General features: G+C 65.8%; 24 protein-coding genes and 1 tRNA gene. 8 read left to right on the top strand and 17 right to left on the bottom strand.

What is annotated here, in order from left to right:
• The first annotated feature begins 9 nt into the window (after window positions 1-9).
• Window positions 10-801 (top strand): transporter, encoded by a 792-nt coding sequence (locus EWE75_RS11085; protein WP_130157380.1) that lies wholly within the window; start codon window positions 10-12, stop codon window positions 799-801.
• A 133-nt stretch (window positions 802-934) separates the two neighbouring features.
• The gene (locus tag EWE75_RS11080) at window positions 935-1234 is read left to right on the top strand and encodes a hypothetical protein (protein WP_130157378.1); all 300 of its coding nucleotides are present in this window, start codon (window positions 935-937) and stop codon (window positions 1232-1234) included.
• 56 nt (window positions 1235-1290) lie between these two features.
• Here the strand turns inward: EWE75_RS11080 and EWE75_RS11075 are convergent, their stop codons facing one another.
• Window positions 1291-2448, bottom strand: coding sequence for an N-acetyltransferase (locus EWE75_RS11075; RefSeq protein ID WP_130157376.1), 1158 nt, complete (start codon window positions 2446-2448; stop codon window positions 1291-1293).
• 201 nt (window positions 2449-2649) lie between these two features.
• Here EWE75_RS11075 and EWE75_RS11070 point away from each other — a divergent pair, with 201 nt between their 5' ends.
• A complete protein-coding gene (locus tag EWE75_RS11070; RefSeq protein ID WP_130157374.1) occupies window positions 2650-3744 on the top strand; it encodes a fatty acid desaturase family protein in 1095 nt (364 codons plus the stop codon).
• Window positions 3745-3905: 161 nt separating this feature from the next.
• Here EWE75_RS11070 and EWE75_RS11065 read toward each other — a convergent pair whose 3' ends face one another.
• The 11 genes from EWE75_RS11065 to EWE75_RS11015 all read right to left on the bottom strand — a co-directional run bounded on the left by EWE75_RS11065 (window position 3906) and on the right by EWE75_RS11015 (window position 14723).
• Window positions 3906-4205: a putative quinol monooxygenase gene (locus EWE75_RS11065; RefSeq protein ID WP_130157372.1), complete on the bottom strand. Its 300-nt coding sequence runs from the start codon at window positions 4203-4205 to the stop codon at window positions 3906-3908.
• 4 nt (window positions 4206-4209) lie between these two features.
• Complete coding sequence (gene lptG / locus EWE75_RS11060; protein ID WP_130157370.1) at window positions 4210-5301, bottom strand: LPS export ABC transporter permease LptG; 1092 nt, start codon at window positions 5299-5301, stop codon at window positions 4210-4212.
• Window positions 5298-6494, bottom strand: a complete 1197-nt coding sequence (lptF, locus tag EWE75_RS11055) for an LPS export ABC transporter permease LptF (protein WP_206364746.1) — start codon at window positions 6492-6494, stop codon at window positions 5298-5300. The genes lptG and lptF overlap by 4 nt, the downstream gene beginning before the upstream one ends.
• A gap of 94 nt (window positions 6495-6588) precedes the next feature.
• Window positions 6589-8529, bottom strand: coding sequence for an ATP-binding protein (locus EWE75_RS11050; protein WP_130157368.1), 1941 nt, complete (start codon window positions 8527-8529; stop codon window positions 6589-6591).
• 48 nt (window positions 8530-8577) lie between these two features.
• Window positions 8578-9840: a serine palmitoyltransferase gene (gene spt, locus EWE75_RS11045; protein ID WP_130157366.1), complete on the bottom strand. Its 1263-nt coding sequence runs from the start codon at window positions 9838-9840 to the stop codon at window positions 8578-8580.
• A gap of 8 nt (window positions 9841-9848) precedes the next feature.
• Entirely contained in the window at window positions 9849-10091 is a 243-nt protein-coding gene (locus tag EWE75_RS11040; protein WP_130157364.1) for an acyl carrier protein, read from the bottom strand.
• Between the two features lie 65 nt (window positions 10092-10156).
• Complete coding sequence (locus EWE75_RS11035; protein ID WP_130157362.1) at window positions 10157-11062, bottom strand: NAD-dependent epimerase/dehydratase family protein; 906 nt, start codon at window positions 11060-11062, stop codon at window positions 10157-10159.
• A gap of 175 nt (window positions 11063-11237) precedes the next feature.
• The gene (gene proB, locus EWE75_RS11030; protein WP_130157360.1) at window positions 11238-12344 is read right to left on the bottom strand and encodes a glutamate 5-kinase; all 1107 of its coding nucleotides are present in this window, start codon (window positions 12342-12344) and stop codon (window positions 11238-11240) included.
• A 42-nt stretch (window positions 12345-12386) separates the two neighbouring features.
• Window positions 12387-12941, bottom strand: a complete 555-nt coding sequence (locus EWE75_RS11025) for a Uma2 family endonuclease (RefSeq protein WP_130157358.1) — start codon at window positions 12939-12941, stop codon at window positions 12387-12389.
• A 30-nt stretch (window positions 12942-12971) separates the two neighbouring features.
• Window positions 12972-14018: a GTPase ObgE gene (gene obgE, locus EWE75_RS11020; RefSeq protein ID WP_130157356.1), complete on the bottom strand. Its 1047-nt coding sequence runs from the start codon at window positions 14016-14018 to the stop codon at window positions 12972-12974.
• 111 nt (window positions 14019-14129) lie between these two features.
• Window positions 14130-14723, bottom strand: a complete 594-nt coding sequence (locus EWE75_RS11015) for a TetR family transcriptional regulator (protein WP_130157354.1) — start codon at window positions 14721-14723, stop codon at window positions 14130-14132.
• A gap of 53 nt (window positions 14724-14776) precedes the next feature.
• Between EWE75_RS11015 and EWE75_RS11010 the strand changes: the two genes are divergently transcribed.
• Entirely contained in the window at window positions 14777-15625 is an 849-nt protein-coding gene (locus EWE75_RS11010; protein WP_130157351.1) for a metal-dependent hydrolase, read from the top strand.
• A gap of 95 nt (window positions 15626-15720) precedes the next feature.
• Here the strand turns inward: EWE75_RS11010 and EWE75_RS11005 are convergent, their stop codons facing one another.
• From EWE75_RS11005 to rplU, 3 genes are all read right to left on the bottom strand, one after another.
• A complete protein-coding gene (locus tag EWE75_RS11005; protein WP_206364745.1) occupies window positions 15721-16272 on the bottom strand; it encodes a GNAT family N-acetyltransferase in 552 nt (183 codons plus the stop codon).
• 171 nt (window positions 16273-16443) lie between these two features.
• Entirely contained in the window at window positions 16444-16713 is a 270-nt protein-coding gene (gene rpmA / locus EWE75_RS11000) for a 50S ribosomal protein L27 (protein WP_069204589.1), read from the bottom strand.
• Between the two features lie 13 nt (window positions 16714-16726).
• A complete protein-coding gene (rplU, locus tag EWE75_RS10995; RefSeq protein ID WP_069204590.1) occupies window positions 16727-17041 on the bottom strand; it encodes a 50S ribosomal protein L21 in 315 nt (104 codons plus the stop codon).
• A gap of 529 nt (window positions 17042-17570) precedes the next feature.
• Here rplU and EWE75_RS10990 point away from each other — a divergent pair.
• Window positions 17571-20234, top strand: a complete 2664-nt coding sequence (locus EWE75_RS10990; protein WP_231708309.1) for a TonB-dependent receptor plug domain-containing protein — start codon at window positions 17571-17573, stop codon at window positions 20232-20234.
• A gap of 105 nt (window positions 20235-20339) precedes the next feature.
• Here EWE75_RS10990 and hspQ read toward each other — a convergent pair whose 3' ends face one another.
• A complete protein-coding gene (hspQ, locus tag EWE75_RS10985; RefSeq protein ID WP_130157349.1) occupies window positions 20340-20720 on the bottom strand; it encodes a heat shock protein HspQ in 381 nt (126 codons plus the stop codon).
• Between the two features lie 146 nt (window positions 20721-20866).
• On the opposite strand from hspQ, the gene EWE75_RS10980 reads away from it, so the two are divergent.
• A tRNA-Ser gene (locus EWE75_RS10980) sits at window positions 20867-20956 on the top strand.
• A gap of 35 nt (window positions 20957-20991) precedes the next feature.
• A complete protein-coding gene (locus EWE75_RS10975; RefSeq protein ID WP_130157347.1) occupies window positions 20992-21324 on the top strand; it encodes a DUF6481 family protein in 333 nt (110 codons plus the stop codon).
• Window positions 21325-21436: 112 nt separating this feature from the next.
• Here the strand turns inward: EWE75_RS10975 and EWE75_RS10970 are convergent, their stop codons facing one another.
• Complete coding sequence (locus EWE75_RS10970) at window positions 21437-23488, bottom strand: NAD(+) synthase (protein ID WP_130157345.1); 2052 nt, start codon at window positions 23486-23488, stop codon at window positions 21437-21439.
• Window positions 23489-23563: 75 nt separating this feature from the next.
• Between EWE75_RS10970 and EWE75_RS10965 the strand changes: the two genes are divergently transcribed.
• Window positions 23564-23950 (top strand): winged helix-turn-helix domain-containing protein, encoded by a 387-nt coding sequence (locus tag EWE75_RS10965; RefSeq protein ID WP_130157343.1) that lies wholly within the window; start codon window positions 23564-23566, stop codon window positions 23948-23950.
• Window positions 23951-23955: the final 5 nt, after the last annotated feature.

The following is a 23955-nucleotide window of genomic DNA, read 5'->3' as shown; positions in this document are numbered from 1 at the left end:
GGGGACATCATGCGCAACATCCTGTTTCTGGCGGCAATGCTCGCCGCCACGCCCGCGTTCGCCGAAGAGCGCGACTATTGCCCGTCGCGCCCCGATCTCGGCCGCCCCGCCTGCACGATCGCACCCGGCCACGTCTCGGTCGAAACCGCGCTCGCCGACTGGACGCTCGAAAAGGATTCGGACGGCCGCACCGACACCGTGCTGATCGGCGATACGTTGGTGCGCGTCGGACTGACCAATACGATCGAAGCCCAGATCGGCTGGACGCCCTACGGTCACGTCCGCACCCGCGACACCGCGAGCGGCGCGGTCGAGAGCAGGGGCCGCACCGGCGACGTAACGCTGGGCGTAAAGGTCAATCTCCAGAACCCGGACGGCAAGGGCCTGTCCGCCGCCGTGCGCCCGTTCGTGATCGTCCCGGTCGGGCGGATGCCGGTCGGCTTCGGGGATTGGGGAGCGGGAATGACGGCACCCGTCTCCTACGAACTGAACGAGACGCTCAAGGTGCAAGTCACTCCAGAAGTCGAGGCTGCCGTCGGTAAAGATGGGCACGGTCGCCATTTCGCGGCGAGCGGCACGCTCGGTCTCGGCGTTGAACTGACCAAGGCGCTGACCGCCACCATCGAAGCGCAGGTGCTGCGCGACGACGATCCCGAGCAAAAGACCACTCAGACGTTCGGCGCGCTGTCGCTGGGGTGGATGGTCAGCAAGACGATGCAACTCGATATCGGTGGTATCGCCGGGCTCAATCACGACACGCCGGACGCTGAACTCTATCTCGGAATCTCCCGGCTTTTTTGATCGGGATATTTCGCCAGAGCTTGGCGTATTATCCGGTGTGTTGGTTCGGTATGCCGCGTGTGGCCAATCGTGTATTTTTCTATAGTGTTGATTTCATGGGATAAAGAAAACTGGCACGGTGGATGCAATACCCTTGGCGCGGCGCAACGAGCCGCTTGCCATCGGAGATTACGCCATGTTGAAGACCATCCTGTTCGCCGCCGTCGCCTCGTCCGCGCTCCTCGCCTCACCGTCGATCGCCGCTCCCACGGGCACCCCGGAAGGCGCCCGTATCGAAGTCAGCACCGCGCCGATCGCCACCACGCCCGCCAAACGCGAGACCCGCTATTGCGTGATCGACACAATCACCGGCTCGCTCATTCCGCGCAAGGAATGCCACACGCGCAAGGACTGGATCGATCTGACCGGAACCGATCCGCTCGCGAAGAACTGAACCCGATCGGGGTCGCTGCGGCGCGCGGCACTGTCCGCGCGCCGCGTCTCGCCGGCTCAAAGCGCCTTTTCGTAGACCTGATAGACCTTGTTGATCTCGCAGTTGATCGTTGTCGCGATCGACCGCATCCCCTGATTGTCGTCCAGAATCCAGCCGATCTCACTCCGCGTCGAGCCGTAATTGGCGACCGAGGTACGACGGATATATTCGATCATCATGAAGGCCAATTGGCTCGCCATGCGCGAGGCCTGCAACTCCTTGACCACGCCCATCAACGGCACGCGCATCGTCCTCACCTTGGGCTTGCGCAGCCACCACAGCAGTTTGAAGACGTTGAACGGGAACAGGTTGCCCTTGAACGGCGTGATCGCCTCGTTGAGATCGGGCAGCGTGATCATGAAGGCGACCGGCTTGCCGTCGAGTTCGGCGATTCGGATGAGGTCGTTGAACACGATCGGCTTCAGCTTGACGCCGACGTCCTTGATCTCGGGCGGGGTGAGCGGAACGAAGCCCCAATTGTCCGACCATGCATCGTTGAGGATGGCGAGGATGATCGCCGCTTCCTCGTCGAACTTCTTCTTGTTGACCTCGCGCACGACGATGCGCGGGTTCTTCTCGCCCGATTTGATGATCCGCTGGACGAGCGGCGGGAATTCCTTGCGGATATCCAGCTCGTAGGTCAGCAACTGCTTGACCGGGTGATAGCCGGCGCCTTCGATCCAGCCGCGATATTCGGGCTTGGCATGGCCCATCATGATCGTCGGCGGATGATCATAGCCCTGGATCAGCAGACCCGGCTCTTCCCAGATCGACATGCTGATCGGCCCGAGCACGCGGTTCATGCCCTGGCCGCGCAGCCAATCCTCGGCAGCCTTGATGAGGGCTGCGGCGACTTCGCCGTCTTCGGCTTCGAGCAGCCCGAACTGGCCGCAGCCCGGGCCGAAGCCCTGATCGCTCGGCATTTCCAGCGCGAGCGTGTCGATATGCGCCGAAACGCGGCCGACCACCGCGCCGCCGCGCTCGGCGAGGAACAGTTGCGCCTTGGCGTGGCTGAACCAGCCGTTCTTTTCTGGCGTGATCAATCCGAGCGCTTCGCCCTTCAGCGGCGGCACCCAGTTCGGGTCGTTGGCATAAAGCCGGAACGGCAGTTCGATGAATGCCTTGCGATCCGCCTTGCTCTGGATCGGCCGGATCGTGAAATCTTGACTCGCCACGGTGGATAAGCCTCTCGCTAAAGCGTCGCGCACGCGCGTGGCGCGAAGCGCACAAGCCGCAGCGCGCGCGGCGCGTCAAGCCGTTACCGTCAGTGTCGTGCTGTCGGAGCGCGAGCGATCGGGATCGCCGGCAGGCTTGGACGATTTGACCTCCTGTTCCTGCCACCATGCGGCCACTATATTGGGGCAATGGACAGCCTTATGACGAGCATGACCTTCGCCAGCCGCAGCGACGCCGATAAGATCGGCGCCTCCGCGCGTGCGGCCATCGACCGGACGGTCGACGACAAGGCGATGTTGCGCGCCGCCGCCGAGCTGACGCGCGACCTCCACGCGCCGAACCCGACGACCTATTGGGTGGACTTCCTGACCTCGGCAGTGGTCGGCTATGCCGCGCTGGCGGTGGCGATGCTGTGGGTGTCGCCCTGGGCGATCCTCGCCGGTGGCGTCGCCGCCCTCGCATTGTACCGCGCCGCCAGCTTCATCCACGAGATCACACATATGAAGCCGAGTGCCGTGCCCGGCTTCCGTTTGGGGTGGAATCTGCTGTTCGGCGTGCCGATGATGGTGCCGTCGTTCATGTACGAGGGCGTCCACACCATCCACCACACCCGCACCCGCTACGGTACGGTCGAAGATCCCGAATATCTGCCGCTCGCGCTGATGAAACCGTGGACGCTGCCGCTGTTCGTGCTGACCGCGCTGCTCGCGCCGATCGCTTTGGTGGCGCGTTATGCGGTGCTGGTGCCGCTGTCGGTGGTGATCCCGCGCTTGCGGACGTGGTTGATCGAACAGGCATCCTCGCTGGCGATCAATCCGGCTTTCCGCCGCCGCCCGCCGGAGGGCGAATTGCGCACGCGCTGGCTGTGGCTGGAGGCCGCAACCAGCGTCTGGGCGATCACATTGGTGGCCCTGGTCGCGGGCGGCGTGATTCCGCTGCGCGCCTTCGCGATCTTCCTCGGCATCTACGCCGTCTCGACGTTGCTCAACCAGGTCCGCACGCTGGTCGCGCATCTGTGGGAGAACGAGGGCGATGCGATGAGCGTCACCGCGCAATATCTCGACAGCGTCAACGTGCCGCCGCCGAGCTACCTGCCGTTCCTGTGGGCGCCGGTCGGCCTGCGCTATCACGCGCTCCACCATCTCGTGCCGAGCGTGCCATATCATGCGCTCGGCGAGGCGCATCGCCGGCTGGTCGCGATGCTGGGCACCGAGTCGCCATATCACGATGCGAACCATGCCGGCCTCGCCCCGTTGGTCGCGCGGCTGGTCCGCAGCACGACCCGCGCCCGCTGAATGTCCGAAGGCAGCGGACGTGACGCGCTTGGCGTGTGGCTGAAGTTCCTGGGCCTGCTCGCAGTGCTGCTGGTGTTCGGCCTGGTGATTTTCGGACTGCGGCGCGCGCTGTGACCAGTCACGCCTGAACGACAGAGCAAGCCCCGGCGGGAACCCGGAGCTTAAAGCGCTTGCCCGTCGTCAACCGTGTACAGTCTCAGCGCGCGGTCGCTGACGCCGAGCGCCGCTCCGGCGGCGCGCCAGGCCGCGATGTGTGGCATCTCGAAATGCGCGTCGAGCGCGGCGCGGTCGCGCCAGCGCTCGGTGATGTGGATCAGGCCGGGATCGAGCACATCTTCGGCGAAGCGATATTCGAAGCAGCCGTCCTCGGCGCGGGTGGCCGTCACCAACGCTTCGATCGCGCTGCGTGCGGCAGCGACGTTTTCGGCGGGGAAGCGGATCGTGCCGACGATCAGCAGCATGACGTCACTCCTCGGTGCGGATCAGCACGGTTTCGCCGATCATCAGGAACAGCAGGAACGCGCCCCATGCCGCCAGAAACGGCGGGTAGGCGCCAAGATTGCCCATCGCCAGCGCGAAATTGTCGGCGACGAAGTACAGAAAGCCAAGGCCCATGCCGATCACCGCGCGCACGAACAGCTTGCCCGATCGCGCGATGCCGAACGCGGCGACCGCCCCCAGCAGCGGCATCAGCATCGCCGACATCGGCCCCGACAGCTTATGCCAGAGCGTGCCTTCCAGCGATGCGGTCGGCCGGCCGGCAGCGGTGAGGTCGGCAATCGCGGATTGAAGGTCGCCGAACGAAAGTCCGTCGGCATCGACGCTCGACAGCGAGAATTGATCGGGCCGTACACCGTGACCGATCACGATCGATCCGAGCGGCGTCACCTTGTCGGCGGCGAGGTCGAAGCGAGTCGCCGGCCAGATCCGCCAGCCGTCGCCCTCGCGTTTGCCGTGGAGCGCCTTGGTGATCGTCGCGAGCGAACCCCCTTCGCGGTCGAACAAGGTCACGCCGCCGAGGATCGCCGCGTTACCGCGCCCCTTGATCTGATCGACCTGAATGAGATCGTCGCCGTCGCGCACCCATACGTTCGAGCGATCGCCACGGTCGATCGGCAACGGGCCGTAATTGACCTTCTGCCACTGGTCGAGCGTCGCGGTGGCGCGGGCGACGATGCGATCGTTGAAGCTGAACGACAGCAGAGCGACGCCGAAGCTCGCCACGATCAGCGGTGCGAGGATCTGGTGCGCCGACAGCCCTGACGCTTTCAGTGCGATGACTTCGCTGTTCTGATTGAGCGTCGTCAGCGTGATGATCGCGCCGAGCAGCACCGAATAGGGCAGGAAGGTCGAGATGATCTGCGGCACGCGCAGACCGATATAATGCCAGATCTGCGTGTCGCCATTGCCGGCATACGCGAGGATCTTGCCCGATTCGGTGAGCAGGTCGAGCGATTGCAGCACCAGCACCAGCACGCCGAGGATGGCGAAGGTGCGGATCAGGAACATCTTCGCCATGTACAGCGCGACGGTGCGCGACGGGAACATCGCGGTCATGCCCGTGCCTCCCGGCCGCGGCGCGGCAACAGCCGGCCGATCGCCTTGGCCGCCTTGGCCGCGCCACGTTCCAGCGCGCCGATCGGCTGGCCGCCGGGCACGAACGCGATCGTATAGAACATCCACAGCACGAGGCTGGCGAACACCGCGAACGGAACCCACAAAGCGATGATCGGGTCGATCTTGCCCAGCCCGCCCACCGCCATGCCGTATTCGTTCACCTTGTGATACGCGACGATCATGATGATGCCGAGGAACACGCCGATCGCCGAGGAGGATCGCTTCGGCGGCACGCCGAGCGCGAGGCCGAGCAGCGGCAGCAGGAACATCGTGCAGACCTCGACGATGCGGAAATGGAACGCGGCGCGGCTAGTGTCGCGGGTTTCCTTGTCGGCATGGCGGTCATGGCCGAGCTTGGCGAGTGTCGGCAGCGTCATTTCCAGGTTGCTGCTGCCCTGGGTGCGGAAGTTTTCGTATTTGGGCAGCGCGATCGGCAGGTCGTGCGAGGTGAAAGTCAGCACGCGCGGCGTCGCGAAATTGAGCGCCTTGTTCACGAGCGTGCCATTGGTCAGCCGGAAAATAATCTCATCCGGGTTGTCGGTGGCGAGGAACTGGCCGCTTTGCGCGGTGACGGCGTACCAGTCGCCCTTCTTGTCGGCATATTGCACGAAGATGCCCGAGAGCTTGCGGCCGTTGTCACGGCTGTGCTCGATCCGCACGGTGCCGCCGTTGGGGAAGTGGGTGAACTCGCCGACCTTGATCGAGGCGCCGAGCGCGCCGGTGCGCAGTTCGAAGCGCAATTTCTCGTAGGAATAGCGCGCGTCGGGCTGGATGAAGCCGACGATCGCGAGATTCACCGCCGCGAGCGTTATCGCATAGAGGAACGGCACGTACAGCAGCCGCAGATAGCTCATGCCGACCGCACGCATCACATCGAGTTCCGACGAGGTGGCGAGCCGGCGGAAGGCGAGCAGCACGCCGAGCAGCAGCCCGATCGGAATGCCGAGGCCGAGATATTCGGGCAGCAGATTGGCGAGCATCCGCCACACGACGCTGATCGGGCCACCCTCGGTCGCGACGAAATCGAACAGGCGCAACATCCGGTCGAGCACCAGCAGCATCGCCGAGATGACCAGAGTCGAGAACAGCGGCACCGCGATCAGCCGGGCCATGTAGCGGTCGATGGACTTCATGGGCTGGCTTTGGCGGCTTTTTGCTGGGGACGTGTGGAGGAGAGACCGAAGCGCCGGGCTATATCGGCCTATGCCGCGCGCGTCAGCTACGAAATCATTCGGCGGCGATGTGGCTCTCGGTGGCGCCCGGCGCGGTGATCGCATCGTGGATCGCGGCTTCCAGCCCGGCAATGGTGAACGGTTTGCGCAGCACGACATGGCCACCGAATTCGGCTTCGCAGGCCTCGCCCGCGAATCCGGTGACGAACAGCACCGCCAGGTCTGGGCGGCGCAGCAGCAGTCCGGCCACCATCTCCGGCCCGGTCTGGCCCGGCATCAGCACGTCGGAAATCACCAATGTCGTCGCCGGATCTGCGGCGAGCAGCGCGGGTGCGGCGAGCGGATCGCCGCACGCGACCGCACGGTGGCCGAGTTCCTCCAGCGCGCCCATCGTCGCGGCAAGCACGCGCGGATCGTCCTCGACGACGAGGATGTCGAGTGCGGCTGGCGCTATGTCGGCGGGGAGGGCAGGCGGCGTCGCGGCCGGCGCGGCCTGGCCCGTGTGGCGCGGCAGATACAGCGTCACGGTGGTGCCCTCGCCGGGCGCCGAGCGCAGCGCGACCTCACCCTCGGCCTGCCGCACGAAGCTGAACACCTGGCTCAGCCCGAGTCCGGTGCCCTTGCCGACCGGTTTGGTGGTGAAGAACGGTTCGAACACGCGCTCCATCACCTCGGGCGTCATGCCGCTGCCGGTGTCGGAGACCGCGATGCTGACATATTCGCCGGCCGGACATGCGCCGACCGCGCCATGCGACAGAGCCGTGCCCGCCGTGGTGATGGTGAGCTGGCCGCGCCCGTCCATCGCGTCGCGCGCGTTGACCGCGAGATTGAGGATGACGTTCTCGAGCTGGTGCCGGTCCGCGCGCGTATGCCAGCCGCTGCCCGCGTCCCGCACCGTCACGGTGACGGCATCGCCGAGCGTGCGATCGAGCAGATCGGACATGCCCGCGACCAGCGCGCCCGGCTCGACTGGCTCGGTATGCAGCGCATCCTCACGCGAGAAGGCAAGCAGCCGCCGGGTCAGTTCGGCGGCGCGGTTCGCGCCCTCGGTCGCGCTGTCGATGTGGCGGTTGGCGGCGGTGGGGTCGAGCGCGATCTGCCGGCGCGCCAGTTCGAGACCGCCGAGCACCACCGCGAGCATATTGTTGAAATCGTGCGCGATGCCGCCGGTGAGTTGACCGATCGCCTCCATCTTCTGGATCTGGCGGAGCTGCGCCTCCTGCGCGCGCAGCTCGGCGGTCGCGGCGGCGACGGCGGCCTGCAGGTCTTCGGCGCGCGCGCGCTCGGCGGCGGTTTCCGCCTGCGCGATCGCTTCGAACCCGAGCGCCTGCACCATCACCCAGCCGAGCAGGATCGCGCCGATCACGATCAACAGCCCGAACACCGCCAGCACCTTGGCGACATCGTTCGAATGCGCGACCGCCGCCATCGCGCTGGCCGTGCGCTGGTCGAGCAGCACATGCTCGCGCCGGGAAATCTCGTTCAGCAGTGCGTTGATCCGGGCAAGTTTGGGTGAGGTGCCGGCACGGTAATAGAGGCCGAGCGCCTGGTTGTTTTTTTTGTACCGCGTGCTCAGCGCGATCAGTTCGAGTTCGGCGCCGCGCGCGCCATACGCGTCGGCGAGGTCGCTAATCGCGTTCGCCTGTTCGGGGTTGTCTGCGGTGTCGCGCCGCAGCTTGTCGATCTGCGAGCCGGCGACCTGCCATTGCTCCGCATATCGCCCGCCGAGCGCACGGTCGCCGCTGATGACGTAGCGGCCGAGCGCCGCCTCGGCATCGGCGATCGTGCCCGCCAGCGTGCGCGCGAGGATCATCACCTCATAGCTGTGCCGCTCGCGCTGCTGCGCTTCGTCGCGCTGGCGATTCGCGCCGGACAAGGTGAAAATCAGCCCGACGAGCACCGACAGGCCCAGCAGCGCCATCACGACCAGCATGATGGTGCGCCATGCCGCGCTGGAGGTGTGTTCCGCCCCCGCGTCGCCCTCGGTCCCGCTCATCGTTTCACGTTACTATGCTGCGCGACTCGGGGAAAGCCGGGACTCCCCTTAATCGATCGCCCCCACGGCCTGTCCCGACGCCTTGAACAGGGCGAGGATCGTCTCGACCTGCTCGGCGCTGTGTTCCGCGCAAAGCGAGCAGCGCAGCAGGTACGTGCCAGCCGGCGTCGCGGGCGGGCGTGCCATGTTGACGTAGAGGCCACCCTCCAGCAGCGACTGCCACAGCGCCACCGCTTGCGTCTGGTCCTTGAGGATCACCGCGATGATCGCCGATTGCGGCGTCTCGGTGCCGAGCGTGTAGCCCATTTGCTTGAGGCCGCCATGCAGCCGCTTCGAATTGGCCCACAGATGCGCGCGCTTCTCGCCGGCATGCATCAGCTTGCGGATCGAGGTCGCGGCGGTCGCTACCACTGACGGCGGCAGCGAGGCGGTGAACACATAAGGCCGGCACACCAGCCGCATCACGTCGAACTTGGGATGGTTCGACACGCAGAACCCCCCGACCGTGCCGACCGATTTGGAGAAGGTGCCGACCACGAAATCGACATCCGCTTCGACGCCCTGCTCCTCGTATACGCCGCGCCCGTTCGGCCCAAAGAAGCCCATGCCGTGCGCCTCATCGACCAGCACCATGCAGCCGTGCTTCTTCGCCACTGCGACCATTTCGGGCAGCGGCGCGATATCGCCGAGCATCGAATAGACGCCTTCGAGCACGACAAGCTTGCCCGGCTCCCTGGGCAGACGGCCGAGGCGCTTGTCGAGATCCTCGACCGAATTGTGGCGGAAGCGCACGATCTCGGCATTGCCGAGCGCGCAGCCGTCATAGATCGAGGCGTGGCTGTCGGCGTCGAGAATGATATACTCGCCCTTGCCGGCGAGCGTCGAGATCATGCCGAGATTGGCCTGATATCCGGTCGAGAACACCATCGCGTGCTCGGTGCCGTAGAATTCTTTCAGCGCCGCTTCGCAATCCTTGTGCGGCGAATAGGTGCCGTTGAGCACGCGGCTGCCGGTGGTGCCCGATCCGAACTGGTCGAGCGCGTCCTTGCCGGCGGCGATCACGTCCGGGTCGAACGTCATGCCCATGTAATTGTAGGTGCCGAGCAGGATCGTCTCCTTGCCCTTGATGATCGCGAGCGTGGGGGACTTCACCTCGTCCATCACGATCGCGAACGGGTCGCGCACGCCGGTCGCCATCAGCGCCTCGCGCTCGGCGATCAGCGCGTCGAATTTGGAGAACAGGTCGCGTTCTGGCGCCACCTCGGCGGGGAAGGCGGGCAGGGCGTCGGCGGTGGCAGCGGCTTCGGTCATGATCTGTCTCAGGCTTTCAGGCTCATCACGGCATCGACGAGCTGGCCGATCGTCTCGATCTCGGCCTGCATGTTCATGGTGATGATGATGTCGAACTCGTCCTCGATCGCCGCGACGAAATCCATCACCGTCAGGCTGTCCCATTCGAGATCGCCCTGGAAGGTGGTCGCCTCGGTCAGTGCGACACCCTTCTTGTTGAACGGCTCGATCTGGCTGGTAACGGTTTCGAAAACGGTGGCGCGGTCGCTCATGGAGATCCTTCGGGAGTAGGGCCGCACGGACGTTGCCAAGCAAATGCGGCGGCATTCGGACGATTCTATAGCAGGCTGTGTTCGCGATACCATGCCGCCGTCGCAGCAAGTCCTGCGGGCGTCGGGATTTGCGCGTGCCACAGCGCAGGATCGGGCGCGCGGGCAGGATCGATCGTCCAGTCGGGATGGCAGAAATAGCCGACCCGGTCGGGCGTGAGCTTGGCCTTGTCGCCGCGCGTGAGCCGGTCGAGCCGTGCCGCCGCGAGCATCACCGGCTTGGGCAGATCGATCGCCAACACGCGGCGGCCGACCGCCGTGCCGATCGCGCGCGCGAAGTCGCGGTGCGTCCAGCCGCCGGGGCGGCCATCGTCCGCCTCGTAGATGACTTGGCCCGGGTTGGTGGCGACGACCGCGAGCAACAAGCGCGCCAGATCATCGACATGGATCACGGCCAGCTTGCCGGGCGGTGGCAGCAGCGCGATGCCGTGCTTCGCGGCGCGAAACATGTCGAGCCAATCGGTATCGCCCGGGCCGAACACACCGGAAGGACGTACCATCGTCCAGTCCAGACCAGATGCGGTGACCACGTCCTCCGCGCCGTGCTTCGACCAACCGTAGACCGAAAGCTGCGGCTCGCGCGCCGCCAGCGACGAGACATGGACGAAGCGGCGCACGCCTGCCGCGCGCGCGGCATCCACCACGGCCTGCGTGCCGGTGATGTTGCCGGCGACGAAACCCTCCCGCGTCGGCGTGTTGACGACGCCCGCGACGTGGATGACGACATCCGCGCCCGCCACGAGCTCGTCGAGCGCGCGCGTATCGTCGAGCGCACCCGCGACCCACGTCACACCCTCACGCGCCGGCTGCGTCCGGCGCGTGAGCGCACGCACGCGATAGCCAGCAGCAAGCGCCTGTTCGATCAGCCGTTTGCCCACGAAGCCGGTGCCGCCGGTGATGGCGAGCGTGATCATTGCGAAAGGTTCCTGGTGAACGCGGCGGTCGCCGCCAGCGCCACATGGCTCCCCTCCCTGGAAGGGAGGGGTGGGGGGGGGGCTGGTCGGTAGGCGGGCGCAACTTTACCGCGCGGGCCGACCCACCCCCGACCCCTCCCTTCCAGGGAGGGGAGTATGTTGCGGGCGAGAAGGCTCACAACAGCGCCATATGGTTGCGATGCACCAGTGCAGCACGCGGCGCATAGCCGAGGATGTCCGCGAGATCGCCGCTGCGCCGCCCGGTAATCAGCCCGGCTTCCCCCGCATCATATTCCGCCAGTCCGCGCGCGAGCGTGCGGCCGTCGTCGGTGCAGATCGCGACGAGATCGCCACGCCGGAAATCGCCTTCGACGCGAGTCGCGCCCGCCGCGAGCAGGCTCGCCCCGCCGCGCAGCGCCTTGGCCGCGCCGGCATCGACATGGATCGTACCACGCGCGGTCAGCCCACCCGCCAGCCACGCCTTGCGCGCGGGCGCGGATTTCTCGGCGACGAACACGGTATGCCGCGCCACCGTCGACAGCGGCCGCTCGATCCGCCCGCTCGCGATGGCAAGGTTGGCGCCCGCCGCATTGGCAATGCGCGCGGCGGCGATCTTGGACACCATCCCGCCCGATCCCATGCCCGATGCCGAACCACGATCCGCCATCGCCTCGATCGCGGCGTCGATCCGCTCGACCCGCGCGATATGCACCGCGCCGGGCAAGGCCGGGTTGCGATCGTACAGCCCGTCGATATCGGAGAGCAGCACCACGCCCTGCGCGCCCGCCGCTTGCGCCACGCGCGCGGCGAGCCGGTCATTGTCGCCGAAGCGGATCTCCGCAGTCGCGACGCTGTCATTCTCGTTGAGCACCGGCACCACGCCCAGGCCGAGCAGCCGGTCGAGCGTCGCGGCGGCGTTGAGATAGCGGCGGCGATCCTCGAGATCGTCGAGCGTTACGAGAATTTGCGCGGCAGTCAGCCCCTCGGCGCCAAGCGTCTCGGCCCAGACCTGACTGAGCGCGATCTGCCCGACAGCGGCGGCGGCCTGCGCATCCTCAAGGCTCGCACGGCCACCCTTGGGCAACCCGAGCCGCCGCGCGCCAAGCGCGATCGCCCCCGACGACACCACCGCGACCTGCTGCCCGGCGTGTGCGCGCTCGGCGATATCGGCGGCGATCCCCGCCAGCCACGCGCGCCGCACGCCGCCGTCGGGATCGACGAGCAGCGCCGAGCCGATCTTGACGATCAGGCGCGGGCAGGTGGCAGGCGGAAACAAAGGCATCGCCTCGCCGCTTAGCGCGAGGCGGGCGATCCGCCAATCGAATCAGCGCGCGAAGATTTCGGCGTGGGTCAAATCCGTCGCCACCGAAGGGAGATGGATGTCGGCCGGCTCCTGATACGCGATGTCGGTCCATGACGTCGGGCCGGTGCGCTGGACGACGCGGAGCCGTTCGGTCGCGATATCGACGAAGACGATCGTATCGATGCTCGGGAGTTCCTTATACTCTTCGAGCTTGATCCGCAGGTCCGTGCGGGCAGTCCCTGCCGACAGCACTTCGAACACGACCTGAGGATCGTCGAACGCCTTCGCATCATCATCCACGGCGGTATCGCGTCCGCAATAGATCGACACATCAGGATAGCGCACCGACCGATCCCGCGTGCGCGCGGCCATATCCGAATTATACGGCGTACAGCCCGTACCCCGCAACCGACCACCGAGCGACAGCAACAGATTGAACTGCACGCGCGCATGGCGCGCCGTTCCGCCCGCCATCATCCGTATCACGCCATTGTCGAGTTCGGCCTTGCGCTCGCCGAAGTCGATGTCGAGGAATTCCTCGGCGGTCAGCAGCGGATAATCAGGTTGAGTCGCCATATGGCGACGATATCAGAACCCGCCTGCCGCTTAAACCGGCGACCACTCGATCGCATCCTCGCCTTCGTCGTCCGCCGCGACCGTCGCCGCGTCCGGCCCGATCGCCTCGAGCAGCCGGTCGAGCGCCCAGTCGGTGCCGGTGCCGGCTGCGCCCGAGATAGCGATCACTTCCTCGCCGCTCGCTTCCTCAAGCTCGGCGAGCAGCGCCGCAATCAGTTCGTCGTCGAGCGTGTCGATTTTGTTGAGCGCCACGACGACCGGCTTGTCGATCAGCCCGCCGCCGTAATTCTCCAGCTCGTCACGCACGATGCGGTAGCTTTCGCCGACATCCTCGTCATTGGCGTCGACGAGGTGGAGCAGCACCTTGCAGCGTTCGATATGGCCAAGGAAACGGTCGCCGATGCCGGCACCCTCGGCGGCACCTTCGATCAGGCCGGGAATGTCGGCGACGACGAACTCGCGCTGGTGATGGCGCACCACGCCGAGCTGCGGGCGCGTGGTGGTGAAGGCATAGGCGCCGACCTTGGCCTGCGCGTTGGTGACGGCGTTGATGAAGGTGGATTTGCCGGCATTCGGCAGCCCGACCAGCCCGGCGTCTGCGAGCAGCTTGAGCCGCAGCCACAGCCACGCCTCTTGATAGGGCCAGCCGGTGCCGTGCTGGCGCGGTGCGCGGTTGGTCGACGTCTTGTAGGTGGCGTTGCCGCGCCCGCCGTCACCGCCGCGCAGGAACACCTCACGCTGGCCGGCGTGGGTGAAGTCGAGCAGCACTTCCTCGCGCGCCTCGTCCATGATCTGCGTGCCGATCGGCACCTTGATGACGAGATCGTCACCGCCCGCGCCGGTGCGGTTGCTGCCCGATCCGCCATGTCCGCGCGGCGCGCGGAAATGCTGCGTGTAGCGGAAGTCGATCAGCGTGTTCAGCCCGGCGACCGCCTCGAAGATGATGTCGCCGCCCTTGCCGCCATTGCCGCCGTCCGGGCCGCCATATTCGATGAACTTCTCACGCCGGAAGCTGACGGCGCCGGGGCCGCCCGCGCCCGAGCGGACGAAGATTTTTGCTTGATCGAGAAAATGCATAGGCGCGCTCTAACGCTTTAGCGCAGCTAAAGCGAGGCCAGAGCGCGCCCGGCCGGCCTCGCCATCAGGCGAGGACCGACGGCGCGGCTTTGCCGCGCCGCCTCGGCGATGTTACCCCGCCCCCTTCAAAGCCGCCGCCCGCGCCGCGACCAGCGCGTCAGTCGCCAGCCCCCGCGCCGTCTCGCGGGGCAGCCCGAGCGCCTTCGCCATCGCTGGCCCGAGCAGCGCATCGCCCATCGCGACCAGCACCAGCCGTAACGTCTCCTCGCGGATATGCGTCGCCTGATCGGCCTCATCCTCGGCGAGGTCATCGACCAGCCGGTGGATTGCGCTCAGCACCGGATCGAGCGCATCGTGATTGCCCGACAAGATCATCCAGCTCGCCATCGCCCCGCCACCCTGCGCGAAGGCGTCGAAGGTGAGATCGACCACGTCGCGCGGATCGGCCTCGCCAGCGCGCGCCTGTTTGGCCACGTCGCCGATCCGCTGCGTGATCGTGCCCGCGAGATGGGCGATCAACGCGCTCTGCAGGCCCGCCGCGCTGCCGAAATGGTGGAGCAAATTGGCGTGGGTGCGCCCGATTCGCGCGGCCACCGCCTTGAGCGTCACCGCCTGCGGGCCGTTCTGGATGAGAATATCGCGCGCGGCCTCAATCGCCGCGATTCGCGACCGTTCCGGGCTGAGTCGTTTTGGCGCTATTGACACGAGTGTAAGTAATACCCAATTGATGGTCTGACTGAAGCTGTCTGGAGGTTTCCATGGCGAAAGCAACTACACCCGCCGATCTGACGATCACCCCGCGCGATCTGCGCTTTGGCCGCGGCATGCGCCGGGCACGTTGGTGGATGAACGACGATCCCGTCGCGACCGCCTTCTACAATGCGCTGTCGATCACCTTTCCGAAAGGCGAGGGCTTTTTCATCGAGAGCGTGCGCGCGTTCCGCGAAGGCACGCCGCCGCGTCTCGCCGCCGAGATCAACGCCTTCATCAAGCAGGAGGTGATGCACACGCGCGAGCATGTCGCGTTCAACCGCCACGTCACCGATCAGGGCTATGACGTGTCGCTGCTCGACCGGCATGTCGATGAGGCGCTGGCGATGACGGCGGACAAGCCGGCAATCGCCCAGCTCGCCGCGACGATGGCGCTCGAACATTTTACCGCGATTCTGGCGCACCAGTTGCTCGCCGAACCCCGCCACCTCGCCGGCGCGGAGCCGCAGGCGGCGGCGATGTGGCGCTGGCACGCCGCCGAGGAGATCGAGCACAAGGGCGTCGCTTATGATACCTGGCGGCACGCCACCCGAGACTGGCCGCGTCTGCGCCGCTGGGCGGTCAAGACGCTGGTCATGCTCAGCACGACGCGCAAGTTCTTCGTCGGGCGCTATCTCGGCATCATCGAGCTGCTCCGGCAGGACGGCATCACCGGCCCGCGCGCGCATCTCGGCGTGTTGCAGTATGCGCTGGTGCGGCCCGGCATGGTGCGCAAGATCCTCGGCGCGTGGTTCAGCTATTTCCTGCCGGGCTTCCACCCGTGGCGCGAGGATGACCGCAAGCTGATCGCGCGCGCCGAAAGCGACTATGCGGCGGCGGTGCTGCCGGCGGCCTAATCGCCGCCCGGCGCAGGTCGGGGGCGTCACGGTGTTTTCGAGGCCGCTGTTTCGATACACACGCATCCGCCCCGGCCTGCGCCGGGGCGGCGACATCAGGCGGCAAGGCTAAGCGCTTGATCCCCGATTCGCTCGTCCTCGAGATCGCACGCCAGCATCACGCTCGGCACGTCGCGCCCGCGTGCTCGCGAGAAGGTCGCCCCATGTCCGGTCTCGCGAAAACCCAGCTTGCCGAGCACCCGGCCCGAGGCGGGGTTGTCGACGAAATACCGCGAGTGCAGCCGCTTCAGCCCGAGCGCGTGGCGCGCCATGTGCAGAACGGCATGCCCGGCCTCGGTCGCATAGCCGCGCCCCCAGGCGCCCGGCGTCAGCCAATAGCCGAGTTCGGGTGCGCCACCGCTTTCGCGATCGAGCGCAATCGCGCCGATCAGGCGGGGGGCAGGGGTGTCATGCGCGAGGATCAGCAGCGTCACGTCGGTCGCGCCGCGCGGGATCGCCAGCCACTCGGCGGCATCGCCATCCGCATAGGGCCAAGGCACGCGCGCCAAGTTCATGGCCACGCTCTCATGCGCGACCGCCTGCGTCAGCGCAGGCGCATCTTCCGGCCAGCCGGGGCGCAGCGTCAATCTGGGAGTCCGGGCGAACATTTCGAAAACTCTCCTCGTCGTTGCGCGGGCACCTGCCATATCGGGATGACATGGGGGCGACAGCGCCGTGGAGGGAGCATGAAAAAAGGGAGCCGGGGCGACCCGTCTCCCTTTTTCGGTATCCTGTCGGACACCCGGATCGCCCTGGTGGGCAACCCGGCCGGTTGCCCGTTATTCGGCGGCTTGCGCCACCAGTTCCACCGAACAGAATTTGCGGCCGAGCTTGCCTTCCTTGAAGGTCACGCGGCCATCCGTAAGCGCGAACAGGGTATGATCCTTGCCCATGCCGACGTTGGTGCCCGGGTAGAACTTGGTCCCGCGCTGGCGCACGATAATGTTGCCCGGCACGACGATCTCGCCACCGAACTTCTTCACGCCGAGGCGACGACCGGCCGAATCACGACCGTTGCGCGACGAACCGCCTGCTTTTTTATGTGCCATCTCGTGAGACTCCTTACGCCTGCGCCGACTCGCCGCCGATGGCGGTGATCTTCAGGATCGTGTGCTGCTGGCGGTGGCCGTTTTTACGACGATAGTTGTGACGACGACGCTTCTTGAAGACGATGACCTTCTCGGCCTTCGCCTGCGCGATGATCTCGGCGGAGACGGTCAGCCCCTCGACCGACTTCAGCTCCGAGCCTTCGCCCGCGAGCAGGATGTCGCCGAGCGTAATCGACGAACCGGCTTCGCCGTCGAGCTTCTCGACGACGATCTTGTCTCCAGCGGCAACGCGATATTGCTTGCCGCCCGTGCGCACGATTGCGAACATGGCCCTCATCACTTTCAAAACATCGATACCCCACGCTCGGGCAGGCCCGGCGCGGGAAAGAAGCGCCAGCTATGCGAAGGTGGCTCCGCTGTCAACCGCAGAAGCGTGGCGCGAAGGTGCGATCGGAAAAGCGTTGCATCGATGCACCACATCGGGACGAAACCGATTTTCCTGACGATAGGTGGCCCCGGACATGAAGTTTATGTTGCATTGCGGGGAAGGTTATGGCGTCTTCATGTCGTCGGAAGGGTTCGCATGCCGCCGGGGCAAGTCTCCGGTCCGGGGCGGTAGGTCCGGCGGGCGAGTCAGCATGTCATCAGGCTGGCGCGTCGTAGGGGTGTAAGTTCAAGCGCCGTACGTTTTTGGATGCTGCTTTGCGGCAGGGAGATGTGCGTGCGTCCGGTCAAAGCCGATACGGTGAAGAAAGCCGGCGGCTGCAGGCAGAGAGAAGGTAAATACTGGGAGCGGACGTCTGACAGTTACGGATTCACCTGGGGGACTCAAATCAATGGTAAGAAACTCGATTTCGTTGTTCGCACTGGCCGTCGCCAGCGCCTGGAGCGTACCTGCACTCGCCGCGCCAGAACCGGCACCGGCTGCCGATCCCGCGCCGCAGGCGGATGAGGGTGGCACCGACATCATCGTCACCGGCACGCGCACCACCGGCATGCGTGCCGCCGACAGCCCCGCGCCGATCCAGATTCTGGGTGCCGACGCGCTGCAACGCACCGGCTCGCCCGATCTGCTGCAAAGCCTCGCCCAGCAATTGCCCTCGATTCAGGCGCAGTCGTTCGGTAGCGATCTTCAGGCGCACACGCTGCAGATGAAGCTGCGCGGCCTCAGCCCGAATCACACGCTGATCCTCGTCAACGGCAAGCGCCGCCATGGCACCGCCAACGTGTCGGTCGCCGGCGGTCCCTTCGGCGGCAGCGCCGCGCCGGACATCAGTTTCATCGTGCCCGAATCGATCGATCACGTCGAAGTCCTGCAAGACGGCGCCGCCGCCCAATACGGCACCGATGCGATTGCCGGCGTCATCAACTTCATCCAGAAGAAGGCCGATCACGGCGGTTCGTTCGATGCGACCGGCGGCAAATATTACGACGAGGGCGGCCAGACCTATGCAGTCGGCGGCAACATCGGCATCGCGCCGTTCGACGGCGCCTATCTGAACGTCGCGGCGCAGAAGAAGTACAAGAACTACAGCTTCCGCGGAGACGTCAACCCACAGGCGGTCAGCCTGTCGACCAAATATCCGGCGATCAAGGATCTGCTCGGCTATCCGTACACCAACCGCATCATCGGCGATCCCCAGATCGATCAGACGGTGGTCAGTTATAATGCCGGCTATGAATTTGGCGATTTCAAACTCTACAGCTTCGGCAGCTATGGCCACAAGAAGGCCAAGGCTTATGAGAACACGCGCCCGCCGACGACGGTGGTGAGTGGAGCCGGCACCAAGGCGGCCGGTGGCGTGGCGGGCGTGCCCTTCTATCCAGGCGGATTCATGCCGCAGGAGACGATCGACGAGACGGATTACTCGTTCACCGGCGGTTTCAGCGGCAGCGTCGGCGAAACGACCTTCGATCTCGCCAGCACCTACGGCAACGACGATATCAGCGTCGATATCATCAATACCGCCAACGCCCAGCTTTATCGCGACACCGGCTACACGCCGACCAACATCCACGACGGTTCGTTCTTCAACACCCAGTGGACCAACACACTCGACCTGACGCATCCGTTCGACATCGGTCTCGCCGGGCCGCTCAACGTCGCGGGCGGTCTCGAATTCCGGCACGAGGAATATGGCATCCGCGCCGGTGATCCCGCGTCGTATTATGGCGGCGGCACGCAATCCTTCTTCGGCTACAGCCCCAAGGATGCCGGCAAGTACAAGCGCGACAACTTCTCGCAATATCTCGATATCAGCGTGAAGCCGATCGATGCCTGGCTGATCGACGGCGCCGTCCGGCATGAACATTACAGCGATTTCGGCGACACCACCGTCTTCAAGCTGACCAGCCGCTACGACTTCTCCGATGCGTTCGCGCTGCGTGGCACCGTTAGCACCGGCTTCCGCGCGCCGACTCTCGCGGAAGGTGGCTATTCGGGCCTCAACGTCGGCCCGAGCTCGATCAGCGGCGTGCTGCCGCCAGCGTCAGCCGGCGCTGCGGCACTCGGTTTCGGCGGGCTCAAGCCGGAGAAATCGACCAACTTCAGCGCGGGCTTCGTCTTCCACCCGACCCCCAAGCTGAGCATGACCGTCGATGCCTATCAGATCACGATCCGCGACCGAATCATGATCTCGTCCGGGTTCAACGGCTTCACCGGTAATCGCTGCCCGCAGGGGTATGCCGAGTCCGGCGCATCGAACGCTAAGGCTTGCCTTCCGTTCAATCAGGATCTCTACAACATCAACAACCAGCTCGCCGTGCTGTCGGCCGTCAACACCGCGCTGGGTGGGAGCGGGAACCTGACCTCGCTGGCGCAAGCGACGGCGATCCCGGTCTATGTGCTCTACGCCCCCAACGGTGTCGATCGCGCGACCGACGGCACGGTTGCGGTTCAGAGCTTCGTCAACGGCGTGAAGATGCGGACGCGCGGCGTCGACGTGGTGGTTAACTATCCGTTCGATCTCGGCGATTTTGGTAGCCTCGATCTGACGTTCACGGGCAATTACAACGAAAACAAGGTGCTCAAGATCAACCCGCTGCCTTCGGCACTCTATTCGAGCACGCAGAATCCCGGCCTGACCCAGCTCATCGCCACCAGCGACGTGACGCAGCTCGAAAACAGCACGCCAAAGTTCCGTGGCACGCTGAACGGCTATTGGCAGCTCGGCGGCTTCAGCGTGAACCTGCGCGAGAGCTTCTACTCCGAGGTCTATGCGCTGGAAACCGCGCGCTCCTCCGTGGGCAACGTCGCCGCCGGCTCGCTGTTCAAGGTGCCGGTGAAGGACTCGTTCCTCACCGATCTGGAAGTCGGCTATCAGATCGCCAAGCCGATCAAAATCTCGTTCGGTGCGAACAACCTGTTCAACAAATACCCGACCGAGCGGAGCAAGGCGCTGATCCGGCAGGCCGAGTTCGACAACAACGAGCGTGGCTATTCGAGCGACAAATACCCGCTGTTTTCGCCTTACGGCATCAACGGCGGCTATTATTACGCGCGGTTGAACCTGACCTGGTAACGAAACGGGCGGCCGTCGCGATGAGCGGCGGCCCGCTTGACCGGGTCCGTGAAGGGGCGGTGCGGGCCTTTTGGCAAGCACCGCCCTTTCGCGTAGATCAGGCGATCAATGCCGGTGTTCGCGTCGCAGCGTATAGCGCCCGTCGGCGAAATCGGTGAACAGCCCCGGAATCGCCGGGTGATCGACCGGCTCGTCGGTGTCGTCCGCCACCAGGTTCTGCTGGCTGACATAGGCGACATAGGTCGATTCCATGTTCTCGGCGAGCAGATGGTAGAACGGCTGGTCCTTGCGAGGCCGCGCGCTCTCGGGGATCGATTCGTACCATTCGTCGCTGTTGGCGAAGATCGGATCGACATCGAAGATCACGCCGCGAAAATCGAAGCTGCGATGGCGCACGACATCGCCGATGGCGAAGCGCGCATGCGCGATCGCCGGCAGGGGAGTCGCCGAATCGAACGGCGGAACCGAAAGGGTGGTGCGATGCATGCCCTCAATCTAGGGTGTGTTCGCGGGCGCACAAGAAGATAGCGACGATCGGTCTTGTGTCATGAACCGTGTTACGTTAGAGGCGCCCGCTCACCGACCGGTGCGGGTTCGCGGTACTCCTGCGGGCATGCATCATAAGACCTCGCGGAGAGGTGGCAGAGTGGTCGAATGTACCGCACTCGAAATGCGGCGTGGGTGCAAGCTCACCGTGGGTTCGAATCCCACCCTCTCCGCCATTTCCTTTCGTTACACAGGATCGTAAGACCGCCGCATGGCTTATAAGGAACCGACCTTCCGCGATCGCGCGACGCTGTCCGCAGATGCGAAGCAGCGCGCGCTCGAAAAACTGAAAGCCAAGCCGGCGCTCGACCCGGCTGTCGTCGCGGAGCGCATCGCCGCGCGCGAGGCGAAGGAAGCCGCCGAAGCGCAGAAGCGCGCCGACAAGAAGGCCGCGATCGAACAGGCGAAACTCGACAAGATCGCCAAGGCCGAAGAGGCCAAGCGCGCGATCGAGGAAGCCGCGCAGAAGGCAGAGATGACCGACGCCGAGAAAAAGGCCGCGCGCGACGCGAAGTACGCCGCGCGCAAAGCCCGCAAGAAATAAGCGTCGCCCCGGCGCAGGCCGGGGCCGCTGTGTGGCTTGGCGATGAGTCGCCCCAAACGGGCCGGCCCCGGCCTTCGCCGGGGCGACGATTTGCGCCGGTGCCCCTGCCACGCTAGGGCAGGGTGTCGGCCAGCTCCTTGAGCCACACCGCCGCCGTCCCGTCCGAGGGCGCGCGCCAGTCGCCGCGCGGTGACAGCGCCCCCCCGGCCGAAACCTTCGGGCCATTCGGAATCGCCGAGCGCTTGAACTGGCTCGTCGCGAAGAAACGCACCAGAAACTTCTCCAGCCAGGCGCGAATCACCGGCAGGTCATAGGCAACCCGCGCAGCCTCGGGCAGATCGCGCGGCCAGCGCCCCGCAGCGGCGTCGCGCCACGCGTGCAGCGCGAGGAAGGCGATCTTCGACGGCGCCATCCCGTGCCGCACGACATAATGGACGAAGAAGTCGTTGAGAGCATATGGCCCGATCTTCGCTTCGGTGCTCTGGATCGCGCCATCCGCACCCGCCGGCACCAGTTCGGGCGAAATCTCGGTATCGAGGATCGCCGCCAGCACGGTGTCGGTCGCGGCATCGAACTGGTCGCTGGCGATGCACCAGCGGATCAGGAACTGGATCAGCGTTTTGGGCACGCCGGCGTTGACGGCATAATGGCTCATCTGGTCGCCGACGCCATAGGTACACCAGCCCAACGCCAGTTCGGACAAATCGCCGGTGCCGACCACCAGCCCGTTGTTATGGTTGGCGAGCCGGAACAGGTAATCGGTGCGCAGGCCGGCCTGCACATTCTCGAAGGTGATGTCGTACTGCGGCTGCCCGTCCGCGAACGGATGGCCGAGATCGCCGAGCATCTGCCGCGCGGCGGGGCGGATGTCGATCTCGTGCGCGGTGATGCCGAGCGCGCGCATCAGCGCCCAGGCGTTGCTCTTGGTGCCCTCGCTGGTCGCGAAGCCGGGCATCGTATAGCCGAGAATGTCGGTGCGCGGCCGACCCAGCCGGTCGAGCGCCTTGGCGGCGACGATCAGCGCATGGGTCGAATCGAGTCCACCTGAAATGCCGATCACCAGCCGCTGCGCCTTCGCCGCCTCGAAGCGCTTGGCGATGCCCTGCACCTGGATGTTGAACGCTTCGTAGCAATCCTCGTCGAGCCGTTCGGGCGTGTTGGGCACGAACGGGAAACGCCTGATTTCGCGCCGCAGCCCGACATCGGCGAAATCGGAGCGATGCTCGAAGCCGATCCGCCGGAACCGCGCTTCGGGTCGCCCCGCCAGCACGGCCGAATCGTTGAACGTGCCCACGCGCATCCGCTCCTGAAGCAGCCGTCCGCAGTCGATATCGGCATAGACCGCCGCATCCGCCGCCGCGAATCGCGCCGATTCGACCAGCAATTCGCCGAGTTCGTGGATCATGCCCTGGCCGTCCCACGCCAGATCGGTGGTGCTCTCGCCCGGCCCGGCGGCGGAATAGACATAGCCGCACACCGCGCGCGCGCTCTGTGAGGCGCACAGCAACGCCCGCTCGCGCGCCTTGCCGATCACGATGTTCGAAGCGGACAGGTTGCAACAGATCAGCGCCCCGGCCAGCGCGCCAGCGGTCGAGGGTGGGGTCGGCGCCCAATAATCCTCGCAGATCTCGGCATGGAAGATGAAATGCGGGAGGTCGCTCGCCGCGAAGATCAGGTCGGTGCCGAACGGCGCGATCTGCCCGGCGACCGCGATCTCCAGCCCGGCCAGACCAGCGCCGCTCGCGAACCAGCGCTTCTCGTAATATTCCCGGTAATTGGGCAGGAACGTCTTCGGCACCACGCCCAGCACGCGCCCGCGCGCGATCACCACCGCGCAATTGTACAGCCGCGCGTCCCGCACCAGCGCTGCGCCCACCACCAGCACCGGGCGTAGCTCAGCGCTCGCCGCGACGATCGCCGCCAGCGCCGCATCGGTCGCACGCTGGAGCGCGATCTGCATATGCAAATCGTCGATCGCATAGGAGGTGACGTTCAGTTCGGGGAAGACGAGCAAATCCGCCCCCTCGGCATCGCCGGCGCGGGCAAGCGCGATCGCCGCCTCGGCATTGGCGGCGGGGTCGCCGACGCTCGCGCGCGGCGTGCAGGCGCCCGCGCGGATCATCTGATGACGGTGGATCGAGAAGAACGGATGTGTGGTCGCCATAGGCTTACGTTCTAAACGCCTTCGCGCACGATTGCCACGCGTGCTACCATCGCCGCACGGGGAATGGAGCCACATATGCGGATCGGCGCGCTCAAGCTGAAGGCGCAACTCTATTGCGGCGACGCGCTGGCGATGGGGCCGGGCAAGGCGGATCTGCTCGAAGCGATCGCGCGCGAGGGATCGATCTCCGCCGCCGGCCGCGCGATGGGGATGAGCTATCGCCGCACCTGGCTGCTCGTCGATGAGATGAATCGCTGCTGGCGTGACCGGCTGGTCGAGACGATGCCCGGCGGCGGCAAGGCACGCGGCGCGCGGCTGACTGAAACCGGCGCCACCGTGCTAACCGCCTATCGCGCGCTGGAGACGGCGCTGGCCGACGCCACCACCGGCGAAACGCTCGCGAACCTCGCTACACTGCTCCGCGCCGAACCGCTCCCGCCGGCCACACCGCTTTCCGATTGACGCAC

Origin of the sequence: Sphingomonas populi (assembly GCF_004208535.1) — a bacterium.
In the GTDB taxonomy this organism is placed as follows: domain Bacteria; phylum Pseudomonadota; class Alphaproteobacteria; order Sphingomonadales; family Sphingomonadaceae; genus Sphingomonas; species Sphingomonas populi.
The sequence above is the reverse complement of the archived record's forward strand: the minus strand, read 5'-3'. Positions and strand labels throughout refer to the sequence as shown.

Coding starts and splice junctions, on each gene's coding strand:
- EWE75_RS11085 (WP_130157380.1), top strand. CDS start 10: ATGCGCAACATCCTGTTTCTGGCGGCAATGCTCGCCGCCACGCCCGCG.
- EWE75_RS11070 (WP_130157374.1), top strand. CDS start 2,650: ATGACGAGCATGACCTTCGCCAGCCGCAGCGACGCCGATAAGATCGGC.
- EWE75_RS11065 (WP_130157372.1), bottom strand. CDS start 4,205: ATGCTGCTGATCGTCGGCACGATCCGCTTCCCCGCCGAAAACGTCGCT.
- lptG (WP_130157370.1), bottom strand. CDS start 5,301: ATGACCGCGATGTTCCCGTCGCGCACCGTCGCGCTGTACATGGCGAAG.
- lptF (WP_206364746.1), bottom strand. CDS start 6,494: ATGAAGTCCATCGACCGCTACATGGCCCGGCTGATCGCGGTGCCGCTG.
- EWE75_RS11050 (WP_130157368.1), bottom strand. CDS start 8,529: ATGAGCGGGACCGAGGGCGACGCGGGGGCGGAACACACCTCCAGCGCG.
- spt (WP_130157366.1), bottom strand. CDS start 9,840: ATGACCGAAGCCGCTGCCACCGCCGACGCCCTGCCCGCCTTCCCCGCC.
- EWE75_RS11040 (WP_130157364.1), bottom strand. CDS start 10,091: ATGAGCGACCGCGCCACCGTTTTCGAAACCGTTACCAGCCAGATCGAG.
- EWE75_RS11035 (WP_130157362.1), bottom strand. CDS start 11,062: ATGATCACGCTCGCCATCACCGGCGGCACCGGCTTCGTGGGCAAACGG.
- proB (WP_130157360.1), bottom strand. CDS start 12,344: ATGCCTTTGTTTCCGCCTGCCACCTGCCCGCGCCTGATCGTCAAGATC.
- EWE75_RS11025 (WP_130157358.1), bottom strand. CDS start 12,941: ATGGCGACTCAACCTGATTATCCGCTGCTGACCGCCGAGGAATTCCTC.
- obgE (WP_130157356.1), bottom strand. CDS start 14,018: ATGCATTTTCTCGATCAAGCAAAAATCTTCGTCCGCTCGGGCGCGGGC.
- EWE75_RS11010 (WP_130157351.1), top strand. CDS start 14,777: ATGGCGAAAGCAACTACACCCGCCGATCTGACGATCACCCCGCGCGAT.
- EWE75_RS11005 (WP_206364745.1), bottom strand. CDS start 16,272: ATGTTCGCCCGGACTCCCAGATTGACGCTGCGCCCCGGCTGGCCGGAA.
- rpmA (WP_069204589.1), bottom strand. CDS start 16,713: ATGGCACATAAAAAAGCAGGCGGTTCGTCGCGCAACGGTCGTGATTCG.
- rplU (WP_069204590.1), bottom strand. CDS start 17,041: ATGTTCGCAATCGTGCGCACGGGCGGCAAGCAATATCGCGTTGCCGCT.
- hspQ (WP_130157349.1), bottom strand. CDS start 20,720: ATGCATCGCACCACCCTTTCGGTTCCGCCGTTCGATTCGGCGACTCCC.
- EWE75_RS10975 (WP_130157347.1), top strand. CDS start 20,992: ATGGCTTATAAGGAACCGACCTTCCGCGATCGCGCGACGCTGTCCGCA.
- EWE75_RS10970 (WP_130157345.1), bottom strand. CDS start 23,488: ATGGCGACCACACATCCGTTCTTCTCGATCCACCGTCATCAGATGATC.
- EWE75_RS10965 (WP_130157343.1), top strand. CDS start 23,564: ATGCGGATCGGCGCGCTCAAGCTGAAGGCGCAACTCTATTGCGGCGAC.